Genomic DNA, 25,297 nt, shown 5'->3' on the forward strand with positions numbered 1-25,297 from the left:
GTAACGACTGATAGTGCTTCGAGGGTATTACGTACAGAGGGGTTCGGGATGGGCGAGACGACGACCGGTACCGACTGGCAGGCCTGGCAGGAGAGCTGGGACCGCCAGCAGGAGTGGTACATGCCGGACCGCGAGGAGCGCTTCCGGGTCATGCTGGACATGGTCGAGGCCCTGGTGGGCCCCGCACCGCGCATCCTCGATCTGGCGTGCGGTACGGGAAGTATCACGGATCGGGCCCTCAAGCGGTTCCCGGATGCCGTGAGCACCGGAGTGGATCTGGACCCCGCCCTGCTCGCCATCGCCGAGGGACACTTCGCGGGGGACCCGCGGGTCACCTTCGTCACCGCGGACCTCAAGGACCCCGACTGGGCGGCGCGGCTTCCGTACGACTCCTACGACGCCGTGCTGACCGCCACCGCCCTGCACTGGCTGCACAGCGAGCCCCTCGCGGCGCTGTACCGCCGGCTGGCCCCGCTCGTACGCGAGGGCGGCGTCTTCATGAACGCCGACCACATGAAGGACGAGGGCACCCCGCGGATCAACGCCGCCGAGCGCGCCCACCGGCACGCCGGCATGGAGCGGGCCCGGGCGGCGGGCGCGCTGGACTGGGCGGACTGGTGGGCGCTGGCCGCGAAGGACCCGGTGCTGGCCGGGCCGACCGCGCGCCGGTTCGAGATCTACGGCGAGCACGCGGACGGCGACACCCCGTCCGCGGAATGGCACGTGCGGACGCTGCGCGAGGCCGGCTTCGCCGAGGCCCGCACGGTCTGGCGCTCGCCGTCCGACGCGCTGGTCCTCGGCCTGAAGTAGGAAACCGGACGGGAAACCGGACGGGAAACCGGACAGCAGACCGGAATCGTTCCGCGGGAAAACGCCGCAGGGGCGGTACGGAGACCCGTACCGCCCCTGCGGCGCAAACGATCCTGCTTACAGCACCTTGGACAGGAACGCCTTGGTGCGGTCGTGCTGCGGGTTGCCCAGCACGTCGCGCGGGTGGCCGGACTCGACCACGACGCCGCCGTCCATGAAGACGAGGGAGTCGCCGACCTCGCGGGCGAAGCCCATCTCGTGGGTCACCACGATCATGGTCATGCCCGACTCGGCCAGGTCCCGCATGACGTCGAGGACGTCGCCCACCAGCTCCGGGTCGAGCGCCGAGGTGGGCTCGTCGAAGAGCATCAGCTTGGGCTCCATGGCCAGCGCGCGGGCGATGGCCACGCGCTGCTGCTGGCCGCCGGAGAGCTGCGAGGGGTAGTTCCCGCCCTTGTCGCCCAGGCCGACGCGGTCGAGGAGGCGTACGGCGCGCTCACGCGCCGTGGCCTTGCTCTCGCCCTTGACCATGACCGGGGCTTCCATGACGTTCTCGATCGCCGTCATGTGCGGGAAGAGGTTGAAGCGCTGGAAGACCATGCCGATGTCCCGGCGCTGGGCCGCGACCTCGCTGTCCTTCAGCTCGTAGATCTTGTCGCCCTTCTGCTTGTAGCCCACCAGCTGGCCGTCGACCGACAGGCGGCCGCCGTTGATCCGCTCCAGGTGGTTGATGCAGCGCAGGAAGGTGGACTTGCCGGAGCCGGACGGGCCGACCAGGCAGAAGACCTCGCGCGGGGCGACTTCCAGATCGATGCCGCGCAGGATGTGGGCGGCGCCGTAGGACTTGTGGACGCCTTCGGCCTTGACCATGGGCTCGCCGGTCATCGGGCCACCTCCGTACGGCGGAACATGTTCAGGTTGGCCTTGACGCGCTGCCACGGGGTGGGCGGCAGGTTGCGCGTCGAGCCGCGGGCGAATCGGCGCTCCAGGTAGTACTGGCCGACGCTGAACACGCTCGTGAGGGCGAGGTACCAGATGGAGGCCACGAAGAGCATCTCCATGACGGCGCCGGCCGTGTTGCCGATGTTGGACGAGGCGCGCAGCAGCTCGGTGTACTGGACCGCCGAGACCAGCGACGAGGTCTTGAGCATGTTGATGAACTCGTTGCCCGTCGGGGGCACGATCACGCGCATGGCCTGCGGCAGGACGATCCGCCGCATGGTCTTGGTCTGCGACATGCCGAGGGCGTGCGCCGCCTCGGTCTGGCCCTCGTCGACGGACTGGATGCCCGCGCGGACGATCTCCGCCATGTACGCGCCCTCGTTCAGGCCGAGGCCCAGGAGCGCGACCATGAACGGGGTCATGACCTCGACCATCTCGTTCTTGTAGATCGGCCCGAGGTTGAGGTACTCGAAGATCAGCGAGAGGTTGAACCAGACGAGGAGCTGCACGTACACCGGGGTGCCGCGGAAGAACCAGATGTAGAGCCAGGCGACGGCCCCGGTGACCGGGTTCTTCGAGAGGCGCATCACCGCGAAGAGGATGCCGAGCGCCAGGCCGAGGGCCATGGCGGCGACGCTGATCAGCACGGTGTTCCACAGTCCGTTCAGGACCGCGGGGTCGAACAGCTTGTCCCAGACCGTGTCCCAGATGATGTTGCCCTGGGAGAAGGCGTAGACGAGCCAGCCGAGCAGCGCGACGACCACGACGGCGCTGATCCAGCGGCCGTAGTGCCTCACGGGGATGGCCTTGATCGCCTCGTACGGAGTACCCGAGGCGCCGGGCCCGGCCGGTGCGGCGGCCGGACCCTTGTCGATCTTGTCAGTCACAATGACTGCCCTTCAGTGGAGCGCTGAGATCACTTGCCGGCGTTGATGGTGGCCGACTGGACGGCGCTGTCCTTGACGTCCCACTTCTCCAGGACCTTGGCGTAGGAGCCGTCCTTGATGATGGCGTCGAGGGCTTCCTTGACGGCGTCACGGAGCTGGGGGTTGTCCTTGGAGACGCCGATGCCGAAGAGGCCGACGTCGCTCTGGCTGCCGGCGACCTCGAAGTCGTTGCCGCCGCCGGAGGTCTTCGCGATGTACGCGGCGACCGGGTAGTCGTTCAGGTCGGCCACGGCGCCGCCGGCCTTGACGCGGGTCTGCGCCTCGGCGTCGGTGTCGAAGGCCTGGATGGTGAGCTTCTTGTCACCGCACTTGGCGGCCTGGGCCTTGAAGGTGTCCTCGTAGATCGTGCCGCGCTGGACGGCGACGGTCTTGCCGCAGAGGTCGTCCAGGGACTTGATGTTCTGCGGGTTGCCCTTCTTGACGAGGAGCGAGACGCCGGAGCTGAAGTAGTCGACGAAGTCGATGCCCTTGCCGATCTTCTTGCCCGAGTCGTCCAGGCCCTCCTGACGCTTCTTGTTGTCCGTCATCGAGGACATGATCAGGTCCTGGCGGCCGGTGTAGATCGAGGTGATCAGACCGTCGAAGGTGCCGGACACGAACTCGAACTTGACGCCGAGCTGCTTGGCCAGGGCCTGACCGAGGTCGGGGTCGACGCCGACGATCTTGCCACCCTCGACGAACTCCATCGGGGCGTACGCGGCGTCGGTGCCGACCTTGATGACGCCCGCGTCCTGGATCTTCTTGGGGAGCTTGGCGAACAGCGGCGCGCTGCTGGAGTTCGGGGACTCCTTGGTGCTGCCGGAGCCGCTGTCGGTCTGGTCGCCACAGGCGGTCAGCAGGAGGCTGCCTGCGACCGCGATGGCGCCGACCGCGGCGATCCGGGACCGGGCGGCGGTCGTACGACGGGTGGTGCTTGCGGTCATGAGCTTGTTCCTCCGGCAGGGATGGAAAGCGGCCGAAATGAGGGTCGGGCACGCACCTTCGAGTGTCGCGACCTCGTGTGATTCCGCATCTTGCCATTCGGACTGCGGGAATCAGACGGCCAGCCAGGTCAAAATCGGATAACGAGAGGCGGGGTTGAGGCAACAGGACTGCGGACAAGGGTGATCGCCACAGAAGTTTCTGGCGCGTAACCCCCGGGACACCGCGGTTTTTGCGGTTCGTCTCGGGTGCTGGACCGGGTCTGCCGAACTTTCCGGGTAAACCGGACAATGCCCGTAGGATCAAGGCGGAATCGACTCGTCTGGGCGAGCCTTCTTCGGGTAGAACAGATCCTTACACCCCTCATCCGGGGGCTCAGGGCGCGTGTGCGGCGCGCCCGCGCGTACGAACCTCCCCTCCGCGGGAAGCCGGCTCACCCGTCGGCGGAACCGGAGCTCGAACGCGGTGCCCGCCCACTCCGCAACCAGGAGTGGCCACCCTCAACCGATAAAGACTTAAGGGGTCAAACAAGTGGCAGCGGAGATCGTCAATCCTCGCAGCGACAGCGTTACGGACAACAATCCGGATGCGGCCTTCGCGCTGCACCGCGGCGGAAAGATGGCCGTGCAGGCCACCGTGCCGGTCCGTGACAAGGACGACCTGTCCCTCGCTTACACGCCCGGCGTGGCCAAGGTGTGCACCGCCATCGCCGAGCAGCCCGAACTCGTTCACGAGTACACCTGGAAGTCCAACGTGGTCGCCGTGGTGACCGACGGCACCGCGGTGCTCGGACTCGGTGACATCGGGCCCGAGGCCTCCCTCCCCGTGATGGAGGGCAAGGCCATCCTCTTCAAGCAGTTCGGCGGCGTCGACGCGGTTCCGATCGCGCTCGCGACCAAGGACACCGAAGAGATCATCGAGACCGTGGTCCGCCTCGCGCCCTCCTTCGGCGGCGTGAACCTGGAGGACATCTCGGCACCGCGGTGCTTCGAGATCGAGCGCCGCCTCCAGGAGCAGCTGGACATCCCGATCTTCCACGACGACCAGCACGGCACGGCCATCGTGACGCTGGCCGCCCTGCGGAACGCGGCCAAGCTGACCGGCCGCACCCTGGGCGACCTGCGCGCGGTCATCTCCGGCGCCGGCGCCGCGGGCATCGCCATCGCCAAGATCCTCGTGGACGCGGGCATCGGCGACGTGTGCGTCACGGACCGCAAGGGCGTCGTCTCCAGCGACCGTGCCGACCTGACGGACGTCAAGGCCGAGATCGCCGGGCTGACCAACAAGACCGGCCTCACCGGCTCGCTGGAGTCCGCCCTCGCGGGCGCCGACGTCTTCATCGGCGTCTCGGGCGGCACCGTGGCCGAGGAGGCGGTGGCCACCATGGCCAAGGACGCCTTCGTCTTCGCCATGGCCAACCCGAACCCGGAGGTCCACCCGGACGTCGCGCACAAGTACGCGGCCGTCGTGGCCACGGGCCGCAGCGACTTCCCGAACCAGATCAACAACGTGCTGGCCTTCCCCGGCATCTTCGCCGGTGCGCTCAAGGTCCGCGCCTCCAGGATCACCGAGGGCATGAAGATCGCCGCCGCCGACGCCATCGCCGGCGTCGTGGGTGACGAGCTCGCCGCCGACTACGTGATCCCCTCGCCCTTCGACGAGCGCGTCGCCGAGGCGGTCACCGCCGCCGTGGCCGCCGCCGCCCGCGAGGAGGGCGTGGCCCGGATCTGATCCGCGGACACCGCTCGCACGAGGGCCGCGCCGGGTCCCCCCAGGGAACCGGACGCGGCCCTTTCCACGTGCCGGGGCCCTACCGCGCGCGCCCCCGGAGTGCGACGAAGAACTCACCCTCCGTCCGCCGGAAGGTCTGGAAGCGGGCGACTACCGGGCGGTAGCGTCCGTGTCATGTTCGCCGCCTATGCCGCCCGCATCGACCGTGACCAGCCGCTGAGCGGCCTTGAGCTGGGCGAGCGCCCGGCCCCCGAGGCCCGTCCCGGCTGGGTGACCGTGAACGTCAAGGCCGCCTCGCTGAACCACCACGACCTGTGGTCGCTGCGCGGGGTGGGCCTCGGCGAGGACAAGCTCCCGATGATCCTCGGCTGCGACGCCGCCGGGATCGACCAGGACGGCAACGAGGTCGTCCTGCACTCCGTGATCGGCCAGAGCGGCCACGGCGTCGGCCCGGACGAGCCCCGCTCCATCCTGACCGAGCGCTACCAGGGCACCTTCGCCGAGCAGGTCACCGTCCCCGCCTGGAACGTCCTCCCCAAGCCCGCCGAGCTGTCCTTCGAGGAGGCCGCCTGCCTCCCGACGGCGTGGCTGACCGCCTACCGGATGCTCTTCACCAACGCCGGGGTGCGCCCCGGCGACTCCGTGCTCGTCCAGGGCGCCGGCGGCGGCGTCGCGACCGCCGCGATCGTCCTGGCCAGGGCGGCGGGGCTGCGCGTCTTCGCGACCAGCCGCGACGAGGCCAAGCGCAAGCGCGCGGTGGAGCTGGGCGCGCTGGAGGCGTACGAGCCCGGCGCGCGGCTTCCGCAGCGCGTGGACGCGGTGATCGAGACGGTCGGCGCGGCCACCTGGTCGCACTCGGTGAAGTCCCTGCGGCCCGGCGGGACGATCGTGATCTCCGGCGCGACCAGCGGCGACCGCCCCTCACACGCGGAGCTGACCCGGATCTTCTTCCTGGAGCTGAAGGTGGTCGGCTCCACGATGGGCTCCAAGGACGAGCTGGAGGACCTGCTCGCCTTCTGCGCCGCCACCGGGGTCCGGCCGGTCATCGACCAGGTGCTGCCGCTGGACCGGGCTCGTGAGGGCTTCGAGCGGATGGCCTCCGGCGACCTCTTCGGCAAGGTCGTGCTCACCGTCTGACCTCCTCCCGCCTCCCACCCGGCCGTCAACCAGGGTTGACATCCGTCATGGCGTCAACCAAAGTTGACGCCATGACGGATGCAACCGATCTCGCCGAGCGGGCCGGTGACCGGGACCCGCGTGTCGGGCTCCGGGCGGTGGCCGCGCTGCGGCGACTGCTGGAGCAGCTGGAGGCCGTCCAGGTCCGCAGCGCGAGGAACCAGGGCTGGTCCTGGCAGGAGATCGCGGCGGAGCTGGGCGTCAGCAGGCAGGCCGTGCACAAGAAGTACGGGAGGCAGTGATGTTCGAGAGGTTCACACGGGAGGCCCGGGAGGCCGTCGAGGGGGCGGTCGGGCACGCCGAGCGCACCGGCTCGGCGGTGGTCTCCGAGGAGCACGTCCTGCTGGCCCTGGCCGAGCGGGCGCCCTTCACCTCCCTCGGGGTGGACACCGGGGCGCTCGCCGCCGCACTCGCCGAGAACCGGCGGCGTGGAGGGCTCAGCAAGGCCGACGAGGAGGCCCTCGCGGGCCTCGGGATCGACCTCACCGAGATCGTCTCCCGCGTCGAGGCGACCCACGGCGCCGGCGCGCTGGCCGGCCCCGCGCCCCGGACCCGGCGCTGGTCGAACCACCGCAGGTTCACGGCCGGGGCCAAGTCGGTGCTGGAGCAGTCGCTGCGGGTCGCGCTGGGCCGGCGCGACCGGCGCATCGGCACCGAGCACCTGCTGCTGGCCCTGATCGCCCGGCCGGGCGCCGTGGGCGACGTACTGGCAGACCACGGGGTGACGTACGAGCGCGTGGAGCACGTCCTGGCGGGCCCGGAGGCCTGACGGCACGACGACCGCACAGGGCCCGGCCCCCGTCACCGCCGGTGACGGGGGCCGGGCCCTTGATGTATCGGCTCAGCGGTCGCGGAGGAGCGCCCCGAGCCGGGCGGCCGCGGTCGAGAGGTGCTCCCGGGCCTCGCGGAGCTGCTCGTCGGTGACCCCGTGGTCCCGGGCCGCGTCCCGCGCGTCGTCGCGGAAGCGGTCCAGCAGGCGGTCGAGGTCGCGTGCCGGGTCACCGGTCGGCGCCAGGTCGGCGGCCCAGTCGGGGGAGCCCTCGGGCGCCCGCTCGACGTCGACGGTCCAGCCCGGAGCGCCCTTGGCGGACGCGTCCGCCGGGTCCGTCTTCAGGAAGGCGTTGGTCGCCTCCCGGGCCAGGTCGCCGAGCTGCGTGGTGAACTCGGAGAAGCCGCCGCGCACCCCGGCCCGCGTGAACTGCTCCTGCAGCTGGCGGGCGATCCGCTGGACGTCCTCGCGGGCCTTCTCCTGGGCCTCCCTGGCCTGGCGGCGGGCCGTCTGGGCCTCCTCGCGGGCCCGGCGGCTCTCGTCCTTGGCGCGGCGGGCCTGCTCCTTCCACTCGTGCTTGGCGCGGCGCAGCTCCTCCTTGGCCTTCAGCCAGGCCTCGCTCTCGGCGAAGCTCTCCTCGCGGCGGTGCTCGGAGGCCGCCGCCGCGGCCTTCATCTCGCGACGCAGGTCACCCGCGGCGCCGCGGACGTCGTCGCGGATCTCCGCGGCCAGCTCGGAGACCGACTCGCGGATCTCCACCTCCAGGTCGGCCAGCTCGCCGCCGCGGCCGGCCAGCTCCTCGCGGCCGGCGTCGGTGATCGAGTAGACCTTGCGGCCGCCCTCGGTGGCGTGCGTGACCAGGCCTTCGGCCTCCAGCTTGGCCAGCCGGGGGTAGACCGTGCCCGCGGAGGGCGCGTACAGGCCCTGGAACCGCTCCTCCAGGAGGCGGATCACCTCGTACCCGTGACGCGGGGCCTCGTCGAGCAGCTTGAGGAGGTACAGGCGCAGACGGCCGTGGGCGAAGACGGGCGGCATGTCAGAGCACCTTCTTGTCGAGAGCGAGGGGCGTGGCGTCGGGGCCGTCCTCGGCGGAGCGCGGGCGGCGCAGCAGCGCGATCGAGCCCGAGACCGTGGAGGCCTTGAGGGTGCCGGTGCCCGCGCCGAGGGTACCCGTGATGCGCTTGGCACCCCACTGGCCGGAGACCCGCAGGTCGTCGAAGGAGGTGGAGACGCTGCCGGTGGCGGTGTTCGCCTCGACGCGGGTGTCGGCGGGGTGCGGCAGACGGATCGCGACCTGGCCGGAGACCGAGGTCAGCGCGATGTCCGCCGGGGTCCCGGACGGGAGGTCGAGCACCATGTCGCCGCTGACGGACTCGCCGCGCACGGACGAGCCGGCGCCGTCCACGACCGTGAGGTCGCCGGAGACCGAGTGGAAGCGCAGCTCGCCGGCCAGGGCCTGGGCCTCGACGTCGCCCGAGACGGTGTCGGCGCGCACCTCGCCGGCCAGGCCCACCAGGGTGCTGTCGCCGCTGACGCCGTGCAGCACGGTGCCGCCGCGGATGCCGGAGACCACGGTCGCCGCGCCGACCGCGGCCAGTTCGACCCGGGCGCCGGCCGGAACGGTGAGCGTGACCACGGCGCTGCGGCGCAGCTCGCTGCGCGCCTTCCGCCATTCCTTGGGGTCGAGCCACTTCTTCAGGCCCTGGCGCGTGAGGTCCTCGTACCCGACGGTCAGGGTGCCTCCGTCCTGCGTGACCAGCAGCGGCGGGCCCTCGACCCCGGCGATCTCCAGCCGGGCCGGGGTGCCGTCGTCGGTGCCGACGACGTTCACCGCGCCGTTGACGACGCGCACGCGGACCTGCGTCACGGGCACGTCGAACGCGAGCTTCTGGGCTTCGGCGACCGTCCACGTCGACTGTGTCATCGTGCTGATCCTCCTCCGTCGGGTCGACGCAACATATCGCGTCCCTCGCCAAACACGATATATCGCGCCCATCAGAAGTCAAGCAAGCCCGAATTGGCAGCATCCACCCCCCTTGCCCGTAATGTGGGCCCATGACGATCACCGGCGGACTCCTCCTCTGCCGCACCGACCCCCGCTCCGTCCGCCCCTCCGCACACCTGCTGCGCGAGCCCCTCCTCCTGGCCCCCGCGGGCCGGGACTGGACCGCGCTGGTGCCGGAGGGAAAGCCGTGGCGGGACGCCGGCGAGCCCCTCGACGACGTGCTGTCCGGCTGGGCCACGGCAATCGCGGTGGGCGCCCCCTGGCCGGCGATCGGCCTGTGGTGGAACGACGGCGAAACCGGCTTCGCGGTCGCCGCGGGCTTCCGCCGCACGGTGACGTACGCCTGGCGGGCCGACGGCACGCCGGCCGGCGCCCCGGACACGATGCGCATCCTGGCCGCACGCTTCGGACTGGATCCCGTACTGGACCTGGAGGACCTGGAGCGCCTGACCAAACCCGACCCGTCCGCGGACGGCCGGGCACGACTCCTGGGCCTGACCGCCCTCCTGGCCCGCGCCGGGCTCGCCCTCCCGCCCGGCCTGACCCCGGGCGGGCCGGCGGGCCGCCTCCGGGAAGCGGCCCGCACGGTGCCCGGCACCGAGACGGTCGACTGGTCGGGCTGGCGCGACGCGGTCGAGAGCGGCCCTCTGGGCCCCTGGCTCCGCGGCCCCCGAGCCCGCGCCCTGGGCGCGGCCCAGCTGGCCGCCGGCCTCCCCCTACTGGCCTGGTCCCTCCACCGCCGCTCCCCCGGCTGGGCCACCGCCGGCGCCGTCCTCACAGCCCACGGCACCCTCTCCCTGGCCTACCCCCACCGTCCCCGTCCCTGACGCCCACCGCGCCCCGCCTCAAGCCACCCCCAACAACGGACTCCCCGCCCGCGCCAACCAAGACCGGTACCCCGCGGACGTGAGGGCCGCCTCGCGGTACGCGGCCAGCAGGTCGGCGTAGACCGCGGGGTCGGCGCCGGGCGGCTGGGCCAGCAGCAGCCGCACGGCCAGGGGGTCGCCCCGTAGCGGCCGGATGGCCATGTCGTCCCGCGGCCCCGACGTCGGCTGGCACGGCGCCACCGCGTCGCCCGTCACGATCAGGGCGGCCGCGGTGTGGTAGTCCGCGTGCAGGTACGGCGGATCGAGCCCGGCGGCGGCCAGCACCCGGCGCAGCCCCGCCCACTCACCGTCCACGGACGGGTCGACCATCCACCGGTCCCCCGCGAGGTCGGCCAGGTCCACCACCTCGTGCCGCGCCGCGGGATGGTCGCGGGCCAGCGACACGAACTGCGGCTCGCGTTCGACGAGCACCCGTACGTCCAGCCCCGACGGGATCCGCAGCGGGGAGCCCTCCACCTCGTGCACGAAGGCCACGTCCAGCCGCCCCGCGGCGACCATCCGCAGCAGGGCGTTCGCCGAGACGTCCACCAGCAGCGAGGTCTCGGTGTCCGGCAGCCGTCGGCGCAGGCGGCGCAGCCACCCCGGCAGGGCACGGCTCGCGGTGGACCCGACCCGCAGCCGGGGCCCGCCGGCGGCGGCCCGCGCCTCGGCGAGCAGGGAGGCCATCCCGTCCAGCAGGGGCCGCGCGCGGCCCAGCACCTCGCGGCCGAAAGGCGTCGGGCGGCATCCGGTCCGGTCGCGCAGGAACAGCTCGCCGTCCAAGGCGCGTTCGATGCGCCGGAGTTGCGCCGTCAGGGAGGGTTGTGTGACGCCGAGCTGACGGGCCGCCTTGTGCAGGCTGCCCGCCTCCGCGATGGCGCACAGGGCACGCAGATGCCTCACCTCGAGCTCCATGCACCGAGCGTAGGGCTGCCCCCTGAGCCGCACCAGCCACCGGTGAACCACCACTTTCCGCCAAATTCACGGAAGTTGACGACCCGGCATACGGCACGAAACGTGCGTCGCCGCCGGGGCACCCGTTGGCGATAACCCCGCACTATCGGCACCCGGCATCATCCGCGGGCACCCGGGACTCCCCCACACTCCGGTACCGGAACGACCACCCCCCGCACCGGAACGAGTAGGAGCCCCCCATGCGCCACCCCCGAAGGACCGCACTCGCCTCCGCGTTGGGCCTCGGCCTGGCACTCACCCTCGGCGCCGTCCCCGCCACCGCCGCCGGCACCCCCAGCACCACCACCGCCGCCGGCACCGCCTCGTACACCGCCTACGAGCGCTCGCAGGAGAACGCGGCCGCCAACCGGGCGTTCTTCAAGGCCGTGATGAAGTCCGTCGCCGCCAAGCGCGCCGCCAACCCCGCGGCCGCCTCGGTCACCGTCTACTACAGCACCCGCAACGCCCCGTCCTTCCGCACCCAGATAGCCCGCAGCACCCAGATCTGGAACGGCTCGGTCGCGAACGTGAAGCTCGCCGAGTCGAGCAGCGGCTACGACTTCGCGTACTACGAGGGCAACGACTCCCGCGGCTCGTACGCGAGCACGGACGGGCACGGCAGGGGCTACATCTTCCTGGACTACCGCCAGAACCAGCAGTACAACTCCACCCGCGTGACCGCCCACGAGACGGGCCACGTGCTCGGGCTGCCGGACCACTACTCGGGTCCGTGCAGCGAGCTGATGTCGGGGGGCGGACCGGGCACGTCCTGCACGAACGCGTACCCGAACTCCGCCGAGCGCTCGCGCGTCGACTACCTGTGGCGGAACGGCCTCGCCGCCACGGCCACCAAGGGCTGACGGGGGTCCCCACCAGGGCCCCGCACAGGGACCCCGTCACCAGGGCCCCATCACGCGCCCCTCACCGCCGCGACCCGGCCTCTCCCCGCGACTCCGGTACGTACGCGGGGCAGTCCGGGTTCCGGCAGGGGCCCGGGCCCCACTCCGGCACGAAGGCGCCCAGCACCTTCCGCCGGTGGACGATCTCCTCGACGTGCCGGCCGCAGACCGGGCAGTGGCGTTCCTGCCCCGGCACGGTCCGCGGTTCGGCCGTCCTGTGTTCTTCGCCGCGCATACCTCCACGGTAGGCCCGTGGGGGCCGGGCGGCCCCTCCGTCACCGCTTCCGGGTGTACGAGCTGATCACGACGCCCATGTCGAGCACCTTCACGCCGGTCAGCTCCAGCCCGCGCGGCGCGAAGCCGGCCCGGGACATCGGGACGCCGTCCCCCGCGAAGACCGGGTACGTCTTGACCACGAACTCGTCGATCTCGTCCGCGAGCTGCCCGGCCAGGTCGGCGCCGCCCGCCAGGTAGATCCCCAGGCCGCCCTCCTCCGCCTTCAGCTCCCGGACCTTGGCCACGACGTCCCCGGCGACCAGCTCGACCGCGGGGTCGGGCGAGGTCTCCAGGGAGCGGGTGACCACGTACTGCCGCAGGTGGGCGAACGGGCTGGTGATGCCGAACCGGTAAGCGGCGTCGTACGTGGTGCGGCCCTGGATGATCGTGTCGAAGCGCTTGGGCTCGAACTCGCCCAGCCCGAGCGGCTCGTGGAGGTGGGTCGGGAGCACCTCGGGGTGCTCGGCCTTGAAGTGCTCCACCAGCTCGGGGAGCACGTACGGGTCGAAGAACTCGACTCCGCCGTCCGGGTCGGCGATGAACCCGTCGACCGTCGTGCCGATGTAGTAGGTCAGCGTGCGCATGCGGATCCTCTGCGGTTCGGCGACCGCCCCCCTGGCGACCACTGCACTCAAAGTAGTGCGGGTGCAGTGGTTACGCAAGGGGGTTGATCACCGGACCGGACCCGATCGCCGTCAGCCGCGCGCCTTCCGCCACATCGGCCACATCAGCGGCCCGTCGGGCAGCCGCACGGGCGTGCCGGTGAACTCGAACCCGAGCCGCTCGTACAGCGGCCGGCTGCGCTCGCTGCTCGCCTCCAGGTACGCCGCGACGCCCTCGCGGTCGCAGCGGTCGAGCACCGGCTGGATCAGGGCCGTGCCCAGCCCCTCGCCCTGCCTGGCCGGGTCGACGGCGATCATCAGCAGGTACTCGTGCTCCTCGTGGGTGGGGTGGATCTCGCCCATCAGGCGGCCCACGAGCTCGCAGCGCTCGTTGTCCGGGTCGGCGGTCTCCCGCATCAGGGCGGGTACGTCGACCTCCTCCTCGTGCACGCCGGCGGGGACCCGCAGCCACAGCGCGGCGGCCGACCCGTCCGCCAGCACGTCGATCCGCCCGCCCTCCAGCGTGACGTCGACGAACACGCCCAGGAACCTGCCGTGCACGGCACGGCGGTGCACGGGGTCGGGGAAGACCCAGCTGCTCACCGGGTCGTTCTGGAACGCCTCGTCGAGCAGCTTCGCCACCGCGTCCCGGTCCGCCGGCCCCGCCTGGCGTATCTCAACTCCCACAGCACTTGCCCTTTCACTCCACGATCACGGTCAACATCGCCCGCCGATCCTAGAGTTGGGGCAACGGAGAAGGCCCGCACGTCTGACCGAAACCGGTCGCACGCACGGGCCTCCGCCCCCTCGGACGTCACCGGACCGGCATCACCGGCCCGCCCCCCGTCCGCCCCGTCACCGTGTCCGCCGCGTCACGAACTCGGCCAGCGCCAGCAGCCCCCCGGCCGCGGCGAGGTCCGGCACGGCCCGCGAGAGCTGCTGCACCGCCCGGCCCATCCGGTCCGCCGCGTGGACCTGGGCCCAGTCCCGGCCTCCCGCGCGTTCCACGGCCAGCGCGGCCCTCGCCACGTCGTCCGGGGCGAGCGGTCCCGCGTACAGGGCGGCCAGCTCTTCGCCCGCCGGGGTGCCCGATGTGAGCGCGGCCACCACGGGCAGGGACTTCTTCCGGGCGAGCAGGTCGGCACCGGCCGGTTTGCCCGTGTGCTCCGGGTCGCCCCAGATGCCGATCAGGTCGTCGATCAGCTGGAAGGCGAGGCCCGCCTCGCGCCCGAAGGCGTCCATGGCCTCGACCTCCTCCGGCCCGGCCCCCGCGTACAGCGCGCCGAGGGCACAGGAGCACCCGAGCAGCGCCCCCGTCTTGGCCATGGCCATGGCCATGCACTCGTCGAGGGACACCTCCGCCCGCTCCTCGAAGGCGCAGTCCGCCTGCTGCCCGGCGCACAGCTCGACCACGCAGGCGGTGAGCCGCGCCGCGGCCGCGGCGGCCGCCGGGTGCGGGTCCTCGGCCAGCCGTTTCAGCGCGAGGGAGAGCATGGCGTCCCCGGTCAGCAGGGCGTCCGGGATGCCGAACACCGTCCAGGCCGTGGGCCTGCCGCGGCGCCGCGCGTCCTCGTCGATGATGTCGTCGTGGAGCAGGGTGAAGTTGTGCGCCAGCTCCACGGCCGCGGCCGCCCGTACCGCGTCGCCGGCGTGACCGCCCACGGCCTGGGCGGCGGCCAGTACCAGGGCGGGCCTGATGGCCTTGCCCGCCGGGCCGGCGGACGGCGTGCCGTCCGCGCGCTCCCAGCCGAAGTGGTACATCGCCACCCGCCGCATCGAGCCCGGCAGCTGCTCGACGGTCCTGCGCAGTTCGGGGTCGACCGCCTCCCTGGTCCGGTCCAGGAGGAACGCGGCCTCCTGACCGTCCACCGTGCCGGCCCCGGTCGTCGCCACGGGACGCCCGCCCGCCGCCGCGCTCAGCGCCACCGGCCGATCTCGACGTTCTCCAGGATGCCGAGGGCGTCCGGTACCAGGACCGCCGCGGAGAAGTACGCGGTGACCAGGTAGGAGATGATCGCCTGCTCGCTGATGCCCATGAAGCGGACCGAGAGGCTGGGCTCGATCTCGTCCGGGATGCCCGGCTGGTGCAGGCCGATGACGCCCTGCTCGTCCTCGCCGGTGCGCATGCACAGGATGGAGGTGGTGCGCGCGTCGCTGACCGGGATCTTGCTGGACGGGAAGATGGGCACGCCCCGCCAGGCCGGCACGTGGTGGCCGTCGATCTCCACGGGCGTGGGGTAGATGCCGCGCTTGTTGCACTCGCGGCCGAAGGCGGCGATGGCCTTGGGGTGGGCGAGGAAGAACTTGGAGCCGCGCCGCATGCTGAGCAGCTGGTCCATGTCGTCGGGGCTGGGCGCGCCGTCGTGCGGCTGGATCCGCTGGTCGTAGTCGGCGTTGTGCAGCAGGCCGAAGCTGCGGTTGTTGAGCATCTCGTGCTCCTGGCGCTCGCGGAGCGCCTCGACCGTGAGCCGCAGCTGCTGCTCGGTCTGGTTCATCGGCTGGTTGTAGAGGTCCGCGACGCGGGTGTGCACGCGCAGCACCGTCTGGGCGATGCTCAGCTCGTACTCGCGGGGCTGGGCGTCGTAGTCGACGAAGGTGCCCGGCAGGACGGCCTCGCCGACGTGGCCCGCGGAGAGGTCGATCGCGGCCTCGCCGTACTTGTTGGTGCGCTGGGCCGGCAGGCTGCGCACGTGCGCCACGTGCTCGCGCAGGGAGTCCACCCGGTCGGCGAGGAGCAGGAAGTCCTGGCGGGTGAGGACCAGGGCGGTGCCGGAGGTGGCGGCGCGGGCGGTGTACTCCCAGATGGCCTCGTCGTCGAGCAGGCTCTGCTCGCCGAAGTACGCGCCGTCGGCGACCGTTTCGAGGACGGCGTCCTCGCCGTACGGGCCGGGGCCGATCTGCTCGACGCGGCCGTGGGCCAGGAGGTAGACCTCCTCGGCGCGGCTGCCGAAGGAGGTGAGCTCGTCACCGGCGGCGAAGTCGAGCTGGCGGCAGCGCTGGGCGAGTTCCCCGAGGACGTCGAGGTCCTCGTAGTCGCGCAGCAGCGGGAGTTCGCCGAGCTCGGCGGGGATCACCTGGACCCGGTCCCCGGTCTTGACGAACGTCACGCGTCCGTCGCCGACCGAGTAGCTCAGCCTGCGGTTCACCCGGTAGGTGCCGCCCTGTACCGAGACCCACGGCAGTTTCTTCAGCAGCCACCGTGAGGTGATCTCCTGCATCTGCGGAGCGGACTTGGTGGTGGTTGCCAAGTTCCGCGCTGCCGCGGTACCGAGGCTGCGCTGCGGCTGAGCCTGGGCGTCACGGTTTTCGGAACCTGCCTGGACCGACATCTCATTCCCTTTCGATCACGCAAACGGCCTGCGAGCAGAAGCCTTTCAGCGCGCTGCGTGATGCGACCATTACACAAAAGGGTGGGACTACTCCGTCCGGGCGTGGGCAACCTGTGGAGTTCGGGAGTCACCCACAAGGACCCCGTGCGTTTCGGCCACTCGTGGCGGCCCCGCCCCGGACCTGCACCGACCCCGGCTCCAGCGCCCGCCCCGCCCCTCCCCACGCCCTTTTAATTTGATTCCTGGATGCAAGTTTCACTACCCTGCGGGCCATGCGGCTGACCCGATTCACCGACCTCGCCCTGCGCGTGCTGATGCGCCTGGCGGTCGAGGGGGACGACCTCCCCACCACCCGGGACGTGGCGGCGACCATGCGGGTCCCGTACACGCACACGGCCAAGGTCGTCGCCCGGCTCCAGCACCTCGGCCTGGTCGAGGCGCGGCGCGGGCGCGGCGGAGGGCTCACCCTCACCGCCGCCGGCCGGGCCGCCTCCGTCGGCGGGGTGGTCCGCGAGCTGGAGGGCGCGGGCGACGTCGTCGAGTGCGAGGGGACCGAGCCCTGCCCGCTGCGCTCCGCATGCCTGCTGCGCGGGGCGCTCCGCCGGGCACAGGAGGCCTTCTTCGGCACGCTGGACCCGCTCACCGTCGAGGATCTGGTGGGCGCCCCGACGGGGCCGCTGCTGCTGGGGATCACGGGCACGTCGGGAGGAGTGCCCGAAAGGCCCGGCCCCTGAGGGCCCCATGGCCGATATCGATCCGCCGGACGCCCTGCCTACCATCCACCGACCCACCCACCCGGACACACGTGCGCACCGCGGCGCACCTGCGCCCACCGTTTAATGCGCATCTCAAATTCCAATTATCGCGAGGAGCCCGCCATGCTTTCCGAGAAGTCGACCGCGACCGTACGCGCCACCCTCCCCGCCGTCGGAGCGGCCATCGGTGACATCACGGAGCTCTTCTACCGCAAGCTCTTCGAGGCCCACCCGGAGCTGCTGCGCGACCTGTTCAACCGCGGCAACCAGGCCGCCGGGCTCCAGAAGCAGGCACTCGCCGGCTCCATCGCCGCCTTCGCCACGCACCTCGTCGAGCACCCCGACACCCGCCCCGACGTGATGCTGGGGCGCATCGCGCACAAGCACGCCTCCCTCGGCGTCACCCGCGAGCAGTACCCGGTCGTGCACCGGTACCTGTTCGCGGCCATCGCCGAGGTGCTCGGCGACGCGGTCACCCCGGAGGTCGCCGAGGCCTGGGACGAGGTCTACTGGCTGATGGCCAACGCCCTCGTCGCGATCGAGGAGCGCCTCTACGCCGGGCACCGGATCGCCGCCGGCGACGTCTGGCGGGAGTGGACCGTCACCGCCCGCATCGAGGAGACCGCCGACTGCGCCACCTTCCAGCTGGTCCCCGCCGACGGCGGCCCGGCCCCGGCCCACCTCCCCGGCCAGTACGTGTCCGTGCAGGTCACCCTGGCCGACGGCGCCCGCCAGATCCGCCAGTACAGCCTCTCCACCGCCCCCGGCTCGGCCGTGCGCGCCATCACCGTCAAGCGGGTCCACGGCGGCCCCACCCCCGACGGAGAGGTCTCCCACCACCTGCACGCCCACGTGCGCGCCGGCGACACCCTCCGCGTCTCCGCCCCGTACGGCGACCTGGTCCTGCACGACGCCGCCGCGCCGGTGCTGCTCGCCTCCGCGGGCATCGGCTGCACCCCGATGGTCGCGATGCTGGAGCACCTGGCCGAGACCGGCCACACCGCTCCGGTCACCGTCGTGCACGCCGACCGCTCCCCCGCCGACCACGCCCTGCGCGCCGACCACCGCCGCCTCACCGGCAAACTCGCCGACGCCGCAGCGCACTTCTGGTACGAGGACGGTGCCGAGGAGTCCGAGGGCGACCGCACCGGGCTGGTCGACCTGACCGCGCTGCCGGAGCCGGCCCCGGGCACCCGGGCGTACCTCTGCGGACCGCTCCCCTTCATGCGGGCCGTGCGCGAGCAGTTGCTCGCCCGCGGCGTCCCGGCCGCCGACATCCACTACGAGGTGTTCGGCCCCGACCTCTGGCTCGCCACCGCCTGACGCACCATCGGGCCCACCGGCCCCGTACGCCCCCGGCACCCCCGTCACGGTCCGTGTCCGAATCGGCTCGCACACGGACCGAACGGGGTTTGCCGGAAGGGGGTGTTCCGGTACATCCCGGGTACGAGGCGGAGCGCGACCGGCGCCCGTCGCGTCGGCGAAGGAGGCCGCGATGGCCCGTCCGATGTCCGCGGAAGAGTTCAGGACCGCCCTGGTCGGCGAGGGTCTGACCGTAGTAGGGGTCGGCAACTGGCGTACCCACAACCGGAACCACCGGGGCCCGTGGGGACCGGTGCACGGCGTCATGATCCACCACACCGTCACCCGCGGCACCGCGGCCACCGTCCGTATCTGCCGCGACGGCCGCAGCGACCTCCCGGGCCCGCTCTGCCACGGCGTGATCGCCAAGGACGGCCACGTCCACCTCGTCGGGTACGGGCGCACCAACCACGCGGGCTCCGGTGACCCCGACGTACTGGCCGCGGTGATCGCGGAGAAGGCCCTGCCGCCGGACAACGAGCGCGGCACCGACGGCAACCGGCACTTCTACGGCTTCGAGTGCGAGAACCTCGGCGACGGCAAGGACCCCTGGCCCCCGGTGCAGCTCGACGCGATCGTGCGTGCCGCCGCGGCCGTCTGCCGGCACCACGGCTGGACGGCGCGCTCGGTGATCGGCCACCGCGAGTGGCAGCCCGGCAAGGTCGACCCGGTGGGCTTCACCATGGCCTCGCTGCGCGACCGGGTGCACGAGCGGCTGAAGTGAGCCCGGCCCCGACAATGGGGGCATGACCAGGCAAGCGCTCGACCTGACGGCCCTGCGGCCGCGGCTGCCGTCGCCGCTGACCGCACTCCCGACCGAGGACGAGCGCTTCGCCCGCCACGGGGTCACGCTGCTGCTCAAGCGGGACGACCTGATCCACCCGGAGCTTCCGGGCAACAAGTGGCGAAAGCTTTCGCTGAACCTGGCGGCCGCGCGCGAGCAGGGGCACACGACGCTGGTGACCTTCGGGGGCGCGTACTCCAACCACCTGCGGGCCACCGCGGCCGCGGGCCGGCTGCTCGGCTTCCGGACGGTCGGGATCGTACGGGGCGACGAGCTGGCCGGCCGCCCCCTCAACCCCTCGCTGGCCCGCTGCGCGGCCGACGGCATGCGGCTGCACTTCGTGGGCCGCGGGCCGTACCGGGAGAAGGGCTCCCCGGAGGGGCTGGCCCGGCTGCTGGCCGGGGCGGACGCGGAGGACGCGTACGTCGTCCCGGAGGGCGGCAGCAACGCGCTCGCCGTGCACGGGTGCGTGGAGCTGGGCCGGGAGCTGCGGGGCGCGGCGGACGTGGTGGCGGTGGCGTGCGGGACCGGCGGCACCCTGGCCGGCCTGGCGGCGGGGCTGGCGCCGGGGCAGCGGGCGGTGGGGGTGCCGGTGCTGAAGGGGGGCTTCCTGGAGCGGGAGGTCGCGGCGCTCCAGACGGCCGCGTTCGGGGGGCCGCGGGGTGCGTGGGCCCTGGCGGAGGGCTTCGACGGCGGCGGTTACGCCCGTGTCCCCCCTCACCTGGAGGCGTTCGCGGCGGACTTCGAGGCGCGGCACGGCCTTGGCGTGGAGCGGGTGTACGTGGCGAAGCTGTTGTACGCGGCGCTGACCCTGACGGAATCCGGCACCTTCCCGCGGGGCACGGTCCTGGCCGCCGTGGTGACGGGCACCCCGTAGCCCTCCGGGGCCCCGTCCCCTGCCCGCCCTTCCTCCGTTCCGCCCCCGGCCACCGCCGGGAGGTGCCCTTGGGGGCTCCCGCGGGAGGGGACTCAGTCCGCGGACTCGCGGAAGGCGGCGGCTTCCTCCAGGTCCAGCCGCCGCAACAGCGTCCGCAGCATCTCGTCGTCGATCCGCCGCTCGTCCCGCAGGGCGACGAAGACCTCCCGCTCGGCCGAGATCATCTCCCGCGACAGCCGCCGGTACGTGTCGTCCGCCGACTCCCCGGTCTCCTCGTTCACCGCCCCCAGCCGCTCCCACACCGAGTTCCGCCGCCGCTCCATCACGGTCCGCAGCCGGTCCGCCAGCGGCGCCGGCAACGCGTTGCGCCGGTCCTCCAGCAGTTCCTCCAGCCGGGCCTCCGCGGCCGCCGAGGCCGCGTTCTGGGCCTGCGCCTCCGCCAGCGTCTCGGCCTGCACGTCCCGCGGCGGCAGCCGGAGCATCCGGATCAGCGGCGGCAGCGTCAGCCCCTGGACCACCAGCGTGCCGATCACCGTGGTGAAGGTGAGGAACAGGATGAGGTTCCGCGCCGGGAAGGGCTCACCGGCCTCGCCGCCCTCCAGCGTCATCGGGATCGAGAAGGCGATGGCCAGGGAGACGACGCCCCGCATGCCGGCCCAGCCGACGATCACCGGAGCCTTCCAGTTGGTCTCCGGCTCCCGCGCCCGCACCCGCGCCGAGAGCCGCGGCAGGAAGGTCGCCGGGAAGACCCACACGAAGCGGGCCGCCACCACCGCGAGGAACACCGCCACCGCGTACCAGGCCGCGTGCACGCCCTCGTACTCGCCCAGCCCCTCCAGGACCACCGGAAGCTGGAGGCCGATCAGCATGAAGACCACCGACTCCAGCACGAAGGCGATCATCCTCCACACCGCCTCCTCCTGGAGCCGGGTGGCGAAGTCGACCTGCCAGTTCCGGTGCCCGAGGTACAGCGCGACCACCACCACGGCCAGCACGCCCGAGGCGTGCACCCGCTCCGCCGCCGCGTACGCCACGAAGGGGATCAGCAGCGAGAGCGTGTTCTGCAGCAGCGGCTCCCGCAGGTGCGTCCGCAGCCAGTGGATCGGCACCATCAGCAGCAGGCCGACGCCCACCCCGCCCACCGAGGCCAGCAGGAACTCCGCGATGCCGCCCGCCCAGCCCGCGCCCTCGCCGACCACGGCGGCCAGCGCCACCTTGTAGGCGGTGATCGCGGTGGCGTCGTTCACCAGCGACTCGCCCTGGAGGATGGTCGTGATGCGCGGCGGCAGCCCGAGCCGCCGGGCGATCGCGGTGGCCGCCACCGCGTCCGGCGGCGCGATCACCGCGCCCAGCACCAGGGCCGCGGTCAGCGGCAGGCCCGGCACCACCAGGTACGCCGCGTACCCCACCGCCAGCGTCGCGAAGAGCACGTACCCGACCGACAGCAGGGCCACCGGCCGGATGTTGGCCCGCAGGTCCAGGTACGAGCTGTCGACGGCGGCGGTGTACAGCAGCGGCGGCAGCACCAGCGGGAGCACGATGTGCGGGTCCAGGGCGTACTCGGGGACGCCGGGCAGGTACGCGGCGAGCAGTCCGGCCGCGACGAGCAGCAGCGGCGCCGGCACCGGCGTCCTGCGTGCGATCCCCGCGACGGCGGCACTCACCGCCACCAGTGCCACCAGCGGCACTACCTCCATCGTGGCCTTCCCTCGCTCTTCACCGGCCGTGACCGGGCCGGCGCCGACGTAACCTGGCCATCATGAGCGAGTGCACGCACGTTCCCGAACTGCCGCGCCCCGAGCCCGTACCGCGTGGGATGACCTGCCCGGATTGTCTGACGCTCGGCAGCCACCCGGTGCAGCTCCGCATGTGCCTGTGGTGCGGCCACGTGGCGTGCTGCGACTCGTCCCCCCACCGGCACGCCACCGCGCACTACCAGGAGACGGGCCACCCGGTGATGCGCAGCTACGAACCGGGCGAGACGTGGCGGTGGTGTTTCGTCGATTCCTCGATCGTGTGAGGGCCCCTGCGGCAGGGTAGGTCAACCCTTCGCCGGTTCCCCTGAATTGGGCCCGCAGACCCCTAGCCACTGTGCGTACCCGTGGGCTTACCATCAGTCACGGCCGCGGGATGGGGGCGCCGCGACACGACCGCTCGGATCGCGATAGCGTCACCGGCGAACAGAGCTCGTACCACCTTGGAGGTGAGGGTGTCCCAGATCGCAGGCGAGCCCGGGACGCAGGACTTCGTGGAAGTCCGGCTGCCGGCCGCGGGTGCCTACCTGTCGGTGCTGCGCACGGCCACGGCCGGCCTCGCGGCACGTTTGGACTTCACCCTCGACGAGATCGAGGACCTGCGCATCGCGGTCGACGAGGCGTGCGCGATCCTGCTGCAGCAGGCCGTGCCGGGCTCCGTCCTCAGCTGTGTGTTCCGGCTGGTGGACGATTCGCTCGAGGTGACCGTCTCGGCCCCGACCACGGACGGGCGGGCGCCGGAGCGCGACACGTTCGCGTGGACGGTGCTGTCCGCCCTGGCGGGCAAGGTCGAGTCCACGGTCGCGGAGGACCGTACGGTCAGCATCAGCCTCTACAAACAGCGCGGCGCGGGACCCGGTCCGGCGTGAGCGGCGAGGACGTCCCGGTGCGGGGCATGGGTGTCCCCCCGGAGGAGGTCCGGGGGGTGTCCCGGGCGGCGCACGCCGGCGGTGGCATCCCGGAGCAGCAGCACGCCCGGCCACACCCGGCGGAAGACGGCTTTTTGGACTCGGCGGAGCGACGGGCGGGCCCTATGAGCGAGAACGAGCGGCAGGACAACCACACGGCGGAAGAGCAGGACCCCCGCGACCGCAGCGGCGCGCGGGCCCTCTTCGTCCAGCTGCGGGGGCTCCCCGAGGGCTCCCCGGAGCGGGCGGAACTGCGCAACCGGCTGGTGCGCATGCACCTGCCCCTCGTCGAGCACCTGGCCCGCCGGTTCCGCAACCGCGGCGAGCCGCTGGACGACCTGACGCAGGTCGCGACCATCGGCCTGATCAAGTCGGTGGACCGGTTCGATCCGGACCGGGGCGTCGAGTTCTCGACGTACGCGACCCCCACGGTGGTCGGCGAGATCAAGCGCCACTTCCGTGACAAGGGGTGGGCGGTACGCGTCCCCCGGCGCCTCCAGGAGCTGCGTCTGGCGCTGACCACGGCGACGGCCGAGCTGTCGCAGCAGCACGGCCGGTCCCCCACGGTGCACGAGCTGGCCGAGCGGCTGGGGATCTCCGAGGAGGAGGTGCTGGAGGGGCTGGAATCGGCCAATGCCTACAGCACGCTCTCCCTGGACGTGCCGGACACGGACGACGAGTCCCCGGCCGTCGCGGACACGCTGGGCGCGGAGGACGAGGCGCTGGAGGGGGTCGAGTACCGCGAGTCCCTCAAGCCGCTGCTGGAGGGGCTGCCGCCGCGGGAGAAGCGGATCCTGCTGCTGCGGTTCTTCGGGAACATGACCCAGTCGCAGATCGCGCAGGAGGTCGGCATCTCGCAGATGCACGTGTCCCGGCTGCTGGCCAGGACCCTGGCGCAGCTGCGGGACAAGCTCCTCGTGGAGGAGTAGGACGGGAAGCGGAGGGGCGCTGCGGTCCGTACGGGACCGCCGCGCCCCTCCGTCGTTCCCGCGGCTATTCGCCGGCGGTGCGGGGGCCCGCGCCCAGGGCCTCGGTCGCCGTGGGGTTCACCAGGAGGACGACGACGGCGACGGCGGCCAGGGCCAGCGCGGCCGCGGCGGCGATCATCGCGCCGCCCGTGTTGTACAGGGTCCAGGCGACCGGCATCGCCATCAGCTGGGTCATCAGGGCGGGGCCCCGGCTCCAGCGGCGGCGCAGCCGCAGCCCGCGGGCGGCGACCAGCGGCAGGGCGGCGAGCGCGAGCAGCGTGACGCCGCCGGTCTCGGCCTGCTGCGGGGAGTCCGGGTCGCCCAGGACGCCCACCAGCAGCATGTAGACGCCGAGGCCGGCCAGGGCCAGGCCCTCCAGCGCGGTGAGCGCTGCGGCGGCGGTCAGCCGGGCGGGCACGGGACCGGAGGCGGCCGGTCCGGCGGGGGCGGGGGTCTGCTTCGTACTCACCCCAGCAGGGTAGCCGCGGCCCTTCCGGGGTGACCCGTATGGGCGGCCCCGGAACGGGTGGGTAATCTGGCGCTCATGCGTGCACTCCTCGTGGTCAATCCGGCGGCTACCACCACCAGTGCACGCGTGCGCGACGTGCTGATCCACGCCCTGGCCAGCGAGATGAAGCTGGAGGCGGTGACCACCGAGTACCGGGGGCACGCGCGGGACCTCGGCCGCAAGGCGGCGTACGGGGAGGACATCGACCTGGTGGTCGCCCTGGGCGGCGACGGCACGGTCAACGAGGTGGTCAACGGTCTGCTGCACGACGGGCCGGACCCGGAGCGGCTGCCCGGCCTGGCCGTGGTGCCCGGCGGCTCGACCAACGTGTTTGCCCGGGCCCTGGGCCTGCCGAACGACCCCGTGGAGGCGACCGGCGCGATCCTCGACGCGCTGCGCGAGCGCCGGGAGCGGACCGTGGGCCTGGGCCTGGCCTCGGGTACCCCGGGGACGGAGGACGAGGCGGTGCCGTCCCGCTGGTTCACGTTCTGCGCGGGCTTCGGCTTCGACGCGGGTGTCGTGGGGCGGGTCGAACAGCAGCGGGAACGCGGCAAGCGTTCGACGCACGCCCTCTACGTCCGACAGCTCGTACGCCAGTTCCTGGAGGAGCCGAACCGGCGGAGCGGGACGATCACGCTGGAGCGGCCGGACGCGGAGCCGGTCCGTGACCTGGTGCTGTCGATAGTGTGCAACACGTCACCGTGGACGTTCCTGGGGAACCGGCCGCTCTACGCCTCCCCCGAGGCGTCCTTCGACACCGCGCTTGACGTGCTGGGACTGGACCGTTTGTCAACTCCGGCGATCGCGCGCTACGCGACACAGCTCCTGACCTCGACTCCTGAGCGCGGCCCGCAGGGCAAGCATGCGGTCACTCTGCACGATCTGACCGACTTCACCTTGCATTCGAAGGTGCCGCTTCCTTTCCAGATGGACGGCGACCACCTCGGACTGCGTACGAGCGTGCGGTTCACAGGCGTACGCCGTGCACTGCGTGTGATTGTGTGAGTAGAAGACCCCAAAGTCCTTGCACTCGAACGTTTAGGCGCGGGTCCACCCCATAGAAGTACGGCTGTGACCTAGTCGACACCGACGAATCAAAAAAAACTTTCCGGAAGGGGTTGTATCCCCGTCCGAGGTTTGCGAATCTCTACATG

Annotated in this window: 28 protein-coding genes; 15 read left to right on the forward strand and 13 right to left on the reverse strand. The window is 72.3% G+C overall.

The window, feature by feature from the left end:
• The first annotated feature begins 48 nt into the window (after positions 1-48).
• Entirely contained in the window at positions 49-810 is a 762-nt protein-coding gene (locus ACIQUR_RS12405) for a class I SAM-dependent methyltransferase (protein WP_403662425.1), read from the forward strand.
• Between the two features lie 117 nt (positions 811-927).
• On the opposite strand, the gene ACIQUR_RS12410 is transcribed toward ACIQUR_RS12405, so the two are convergent.
• Genes ACIQUR_RS12410 through ACIQUR_RS12420 form a run of 3 tightly spaced genes read right to left on the reverse strand, consistent with a single transcriptional unit; the run spans position 928 to position 3,622 of the window.
• On the reverse strand, positions 928-1,695 hold the full coding sequence (locus tag ACIQUR_RS12410; RefSeq protein ID WP_403662428.1) for an amino acid ABC transporter ATP-binding protein: 768 nt from the start codon (positions 1,693-1,695) through the stop codon (positions 928-930).
• Complete coding sequence (locus ACIQUR_RS12415; protein WP_403662431.1) at positions 1,692-2,639, reverse strand: amino acid ABC transporter permease; 948 nt, start codon at positions 2,637-2,639, stop codon at positions 1,692-1,694. The genes ACIQUR_RS12410 and ACIQUR_RS12415 overlap by 4 nt, the downstream gene beginning before the upstream one ends.
• A 29-nt stretch (positions 2,640-2,668) precedes the next feature.
• Positions 2,669-3,622, reverse strand: a complete 954-nt coding sequence (locus ACIQUR_RS12420) for an ABC transporter substrate-binding protein (protein WP_403662434.1) — start codon at positions 3,620-3,622, stop codon at positions 2,669-2,671.
• A 529-nt stretch (positions 3,623-4,151) separates the two neighbouring features.
• Between ACIQUR_RS12420 and ACIQUR_RS12425 the strand changes: the two genes are divergently transcribed.
• The 4 genes from ACIQUR_RS12425 (at position 4,152) to ACIQUR_RS12440 (ending at position 7,296) form a co-directional block, all read left to right on the forward strand.
• The gene (locus ACIQUR_RS12425; protein WP_403662437.1) at positions 4,152-5,351 is read left to right on the forward strand and encodes an NADP-dependent malic enzyme; all 1,200 of its coding nucleotides are present in this window, start codon (positions 4,152-4,154) and stop codon (positions 5,349-5,351) included.
• Positions 5,352-5,525: 174 nt separating this feature from the next.
• A complete protein-coding gene (locus tag ACIQUR_RS12430) occupies positions 5,526-6,488 on the forward strand; it encodes a zinc-binding dehydrogenase (RefSeq protein WP_403662440.1) in 963 nt (320 codons plus the stop codon).
• A gap of 71 nt (positions 6,489-6,559) precedes the next feature.
• Positions 6,560-6,769 (forward strand): helix-turn-helix domain-containing protein, encoded by a 210-nt coding sequence (locus ACIQUR_RS12435; RefSeq protein ID WP_037851906.1) that lies wholly within the window; start codon positions 6,560-6,562, stop codon positions 6,767-6,769.
• On the forward strand, positions 6,769-7,296 hold the full coding sequence (locus ACIQUR_RS12440; RefSeq protein WP_403662444.1) for a Clp protease N-terminal domain-containing protein: 528 nt from the start codon (positions 6,769-6,771) through the stop codon (positions 7,294-7,296). Before ACIQUR_RS12435 ends, ACIQUR_RS12440 begins: the two co-directional genes overlap by 1 nt.
• A 72-nt stretch (positions 7,297-7,368) precedes the next feature.
• On the opposite strand, the gene ACIQUR_RS12445 is transcribed toward ACIQUR_RS12440, so the two are convergent.
• Both ACIQUR_RS12445 and ACIQUR_RS12450 read right to left on the reverse strand, forming a co-directional pair.
• Positions 7,369-8,331, reverse strand: coding sequence for a helix-turn-helix transcriptional regulator (locus tag ACIQUR_RS12445; protein ID WP_403662447.1), 963 nt, complete (start codon positions 8,329-8,331; stop codon positions 7,369-7,371).
• Position 8,332: 1 nt separating this feature from the next.
• A complete protein-coding gene (locus ACIQUR_RS12450; RefSeq protein ID WP_403662450.1) occupies positions 8,333-9,220 on the reverse strand; it encodes a DUF4097 family beta strand repeat-containing protein in 888 nt (295 codons plus the stop codon).
• Positions 9,221-9,351: 131 nt separating this feature from the next.
• Between ACIQUR_RS12450 and ACIQUR_RS12455 the strand changes: the two genes are divergently transcribed.
• A complete protein-coding gene (locus ACIQUR_RS12455) occupies positions 9,352-10,128 on the forward strand; it encodes a hypothetical protein (RefSeq protein WP_403662453.1) in 777 nt (258 codons plus the stop codon).
• Between the two features lie 18 nt (positions 10,129-10,146).
• On the opposite strand, the gene ACIQUR_RS12460 is transcribed toward ACIQUR_RS12455, so the two are convergent.
• Positions 10,147-11,082, reverse strand: coding sequence for a LysR family transcriptional regulator (locus tag ACIQUR_RS12460; protein WP_403662456.1), 936 nt, complete (start codon positions 11,080-11,082; stop codon positions 10,147-10,149).
• Positions 11,083-11,321: 239 nt separating this feature from the next.
• Between ACIQUR_RS12460 and snpA the strand changes: the two genes are divergently transcribed.
• A complete protein-coding gene (gene snpA, locus ACIQUR_RS12465) occupies positions 11,322-11,981 on the forward strand; it encodes a snapalysin (RefSeq protein ID WP_403662459.1) in 660 nt (219 codons plus the stop codon).
• A gap of 61 nt (positions 11,982-12,042) precedes the next feature.
• Here snpA and ACIQUR_RS12470 read toward each other — a convergent pair whose 3' ends face one another.
• The 5 genes from ACIQUR_RS12470 to ACIQUR_RS12490 form a co-directional block, all read right to left on the reverse strand.
• Positions 12,043-12,255 (reverse strand): hypothetical protein, encoded by a 213-nt coding sequence (locus ACIQUR_RS12470; protein ID WP_403662462.1) that lies wholly within the window; start codon positions 12,253-12,255, stop codon positions 12,043-12,045.
• Between the two features lie 40 nt (positions 12,256-12,295).
• Positions 12,296-12,880 carry a dihydrofolate reductase family protein gene (locus ACIQUR_RS12475; protein ID WP_403662465.1) on the reverse strand — a complete coding sequence of 195 codons (585 nt, stop codon included), beginning with the start codon at positions 12,878-12,880 and terminating at the stop codon, positions 12,296-12,298.
• A gap of 111 nt (positions 12,881-12,991) precedes the next feature.
• A complete protein-coding gene (locus ACIQUR_RS12480) occupies positions 12,992-13,585 on the reverse strand; it encodes a GNAT family N-acetyltransferase (protein ID WP_403662468.1) in 594 nt (197 codons plus the stop codon).
• A 168-nt stretch (positions 13,586-13,753) separates the two neighbouring features.
• Positions 13,754-14,791, reverse strand: coding sequence for a family 2 encapsulin nanocompartment cargo protein polyprenyl transferase (locus ACIQUR_RS12485; RefSeq protein ID WP_403662471.1), 1,038 nt, complete (start codon positions 14,789-14,791; stop codon positions 13,754-13,756).
• Between the two features lie 23 nt (positions 14,792-14,814).
• Positions 14,815-16,227, reverse strand: coding sequence for a family 2B encapsulin nanocompartment shell protein (locus ACIQUR_RS12490; protein WP_403662474.1), 1,413 nt, complete (start codon positions 16,225-16,227; stop codon positions 14,815-14,817).
• A 272-nt stretch (positions 16,228-16,499) separates the two neighbouring features.
• On the opposite strand from ACIQUR_RS12490, the gene ACIQUR_RS12495 reads away from it, so the two are divergent.
• The 4 genes from ACIQUR_RS12495 to ACIQUR_RS12510 all read left to right on the forward strand — a co-directional run bounded on the left by ACIQUR_RS12495 (position 16,500) and on the right by ACIQUR_RS12510 (position 20,005).
• Positions 16,500-16,961 carry an RrF2 family transcriptional regulator gene (locus ACIQUR_RS12495; protein ID WP_403662477.1) on the forward strand — a complete coding sequence of 154 codons (462 nt, stop codon included), beginning with the start codon at positions 16,500-16,502 and terminating at the stop codon, positions 16,959-16,961.
• A 144-nt stretch (positions 16,962-17,105) separates the two neighbouring features.
• Positions 17,106-18,305, forward strand: a complete 1,200-nt coding sequence (locus ACIQUR_RS12500) for a globin domain-containing protein (protein WP_403662480.1) — start codon at positions 17,106-17,108, stop codon at positions 18,303-18,305.
• A 172-nt stretch (positions 18,306-18,477) separates the two neighbouring features.
• Positions 18,478-19,068, forward strand: coding sequence for an N-acetylmuramoyl-L-alanine amidase (locus ACIQUR_RS12505; protein WP_403662483.1), 591 nt, complete (start codon positions 18,478-18,480; stop codon positions 19,066-19,068).
• Between the two features lie 22 nt (positions 19,069-19,090).
• On the forward strand, positions 19,091-20,005 hold the full coding sequence (locus ACIQUR_RS12510) for a 1-aminocyclopropane-1-carboxylate deaminase/D-cysteine desulfhydrase (RefSeq protein WP_403662486.1): 915 nt from the start codon (positions 19,091-19,093) through the stop codon (positions 20,003-20,005).
• A 92-nt stretch (positions 20,006-20,097) separates the two neighbouring features.
• On the opposite strand, the gene ACIQUR_RS12515 is transcribed toward ACIQUR_RS12510, so the two are convergent.
• Positions 20,098-21,702: a Na+/H+ antiporter gene (locus ACIQUR_RS12515; RefSeq protein ID WP_403662489.1), complete on the reverse strand. Its 1,605-nt coding sequence runs from the start codon at positions 21,700-21,702 to the stop codon at positions 20,098-20,100.
• 62 nt (positions 21,703-21,764) lie between these two features.
• Between ACIQUR_RS12515 and ACIQUR_RS12520 the strand changes: the two genes are divergently transcribed.
• The 3 genes from ACIQUR_RS12520 (at position 21,765) to ACIQUR_RS12530 (ending at position 23,596) form a co-directional block, all read left to right on the forward strand.
• Positions 21,765-22,025 carry a UBP-type zinc finger domain-containing protein gene (locus ACIQUR_RS12520; protein WP_403662492.1) on the forward strand — a complete coding sequence of 87 codons (261 nt, stop codon included), beginning with the start codon at positions 21,765-21,767 and terminating at the stop codon, positions 22,023-22,025.
• Positions 22,026-22,214: 189 nt separating this feature from the next.
• Positions 22,215-22,628 carry an anti-sigma regulatory factor gene (locus ACIQUR_RS12525; RefSeq protein ID WP_399945296.1) on the forward strand — a complete coding sequence of 138 codons (414 nt, stop codon included), beginning with the start codon at positions 22,215-22,217 and terminating at the stop codon, positions 22,626-22,628.
• A 26-nt stretch (positions 22,629-22,654) separates the two neighbouring features.
• Positions 22,655-23,596 (forward strand): RNA polymerase sigma factor SigF, encoded by a 942-nt coding sequence (locus ACIQUR_RS12530; protein ID WP_403662705.1) that lies wholly within the window; start codon positions 22,655-22,657, stop codon positions 23,594-23,596.
• Between the two features lie 64 nt (positions 23,597-23,660).
• Here ACIQUR_RS12530 and ACIQUR_RS12535 read toward each other — a convergent pair whose 3' ends face one another.
• Positions 23,661-24,104: a hypothetical protein gene (locus ACIQUR_RS12535; RefSeq protein WP_403662495.1), complete on the reverse strand. Its 444-nt coding sequence runs from the start codon at positions 24,102-24,104 to the stop codon at positions 23,661-23,663.
• Between the two features lie 75 nt (positions 24,105-24,179).
• Between ACIQUR_RS12535 and ACIQUR_RS12540 the strand changes: the two genes are divergently transcribed.
• On the forward strand, positions 24,180-25,148 hold the full coding sequence (locus tag ACIQUR_RS12540; RefSeq protein WP_403662498.1) for a diacylglycerol/lipid kinase family protein: 969 nt from the start codon (positions 24,180-24,182) through the stop codon (positions 25,146-25,148).
• The last annotated feature ends 149 nt before the right edge of the window (positions 25,149-25,297 follow it).

Origin of the sequence: Streptomyces sp. NPDC101132 (assembly GCF_044759225.1) — a bacterium.
GTDB lineage: Bacteria > Actinomycetota > Actinomycetes > Streptomycetales > Streptomycetaceae > Streptomyces.

Excerpts from the sequence above, each read along its gene's own strand:
- ACIQUR_RS12405 (WP_403662425.1), top strand. The coding sequence starts at position 49 with ATGGGCGAGACGACGACCGGTACCGACTGGCAGGCCTGGCAGGAGAGC.
- ACIQUR_RS12410 (WP_403662428.1), bottom strand. The coding sequence starts at position 1,695 with ATGACCGGCGAGCCCATGGTCAAGGCCGAAGGCGTCCACAAGTCCTAC.
- ACIQUR_RS12420 (WP_403662434.1), bottom strand. The coding sequence starts at position 3,622 with ATGACCGCAAGCACCACCCGTCGTACGACCGCCGCCCGGTCCCGGATC.
- ACIQUR_RS12430 (WP_403662440.1), top strand. The coding sequence starts at position 5,526 with ATGTTCGCCGCCTATGCCGCCCGCATCGACCGTGACCAGCCGCTGAGC.
- ACIQUR_RS12435 (WP_037851906.1), top strand. The coding sequence starts at position 6,560 with ATGACGGATGCAACCGATCTCGCCGAGCGGGCCGGTGACCGGGACCCG.
- ACIQUR_RS12440 (WP_403662444.1), top strand. The coding sequence starts at position 6,769 with ATGTTCGAGAGGTTCACACGGGAGGCCCGGGAGGCCGTCGAGGGGGCG.
- ACIQUR_RS12445 (WP_403662447.1), bottom strand. The coding sequence starts at position 8,331 with ATGCCGCCCGTCTTCGCCCACGGCCGTCTGCGCCTGTACCTCCTCAAG.
- ACIQUR_RS12450 (WP_403662450.1), bottom strand. The coding sequence starts at position 9,220 with ATGACACAGTCGACGTGGACGGTCGCCGAAGCCCAGAAGCTCGCGTTC.
- ACIQUR_RS12455 (WP_403662453.1), top strand. The coding sequence starts at position 9,352 with ATGACGATCACCGGCGGACTCCTCCTCTGCCGCACCGACCCCCGCTCC.
- ACIQUR_RS12460 (WP_403662456.1), bottom strand. The coding sequence starts at position 11,082 with ATGGAGCTCGAGGTGAGGCATCTGCGTGCCCTGTGCGCCATCGCGGAG.
- snpA (WP_403662459.1), top strand. The coding sequence starts at position 11,322 with ATGCGCCACCCCCGAAGGACCGCACTCGCCTCCGCGTTGGGCCTCGGC.
- ACIQUR_RS12470 (WP_403662462.1), bottom strand. The coding sequence starts at position 12,255 with ATGCGCGGCGAAGAACACAGGACGGCCGAACCGCGGACCGTGCCGGGG.
- ACIQUR_RS12475 (WP_403662465.1), bottom strand. The coding sequence starts at position 12,880 with ATGCGCACGCTGACCTACTACATCGGCACGACGGTCGACGGGTTCATC.
- ACIQUR_RS12490 (WP_403662474.1), bottom strand. The coding sequence starts at position 16,227 with ATGTCGGTCCAGGCAGGTTCCGAAAACCGTGACGCCCAGGCTCAGCCG.
- ACIQUR_RS12495 (WP_403662477.1), top strand. The coding sequence starts at position 16,500 with ATGCGGCTGACCCGATTCACCGACCTCGCCCTGCGCGTGCTGATGCGC.
- ACIQUR_RS12500 (WP_403662480.1), top strand. The coding sequence starts at position 17,106 with ATGCTTTCCGAGAAGTCGACCGCGACCGTACGCGCCACCCTCCCCGCC.
- ACIQUR_RS12505 (WP_403662483.1), top strand. The coding sequence starts at position 18,478 with ATGGCCCGTCCGATGTCCGCGGAAGAGTTCAGGACCGCCCTGGTCGGC.
- ACIQUR_RS12510 (WP_403662486.1), top strand. The coding sequence starts at position 19,091 with ATGACCAGGCAAGCGCTCGACCTGACGGCCCTGCGGCCGCGGCTGCCG.
- ACIQUR_RS12515 (WP_403662489.1), bottom strand. The coding sequence starts at position 21,702 with ATGGAGGTAGTGCCGCTGGTGGCACTGGTGGCGGTGAGTGCCGCCGTC.
- ACIQUR_RS12520 (WP_403662492.1), top strand. The coding sequence starts at position 21,765 with ATGAGCGAGTGCACGCACGTTCCCGAACTGCCGCGCCCCGAGCCCGTA.
- ACIQUR_RS12530 (WP_403662705.1), top strand. The coding sequence starts at position 22,655 with ATGGGTGTCCCCCCGGAGGAGGTCCGGGGGGTGTCCCGGGCGGCGCAC.
- ACIQUR_RS12540 (WP_403662498.1), top strand. The coding sequence starts at position 24,180 with ATGCGTGCACTCCTCGTGGTCAATCCGGCGGCTACCACCACCAGTGCA.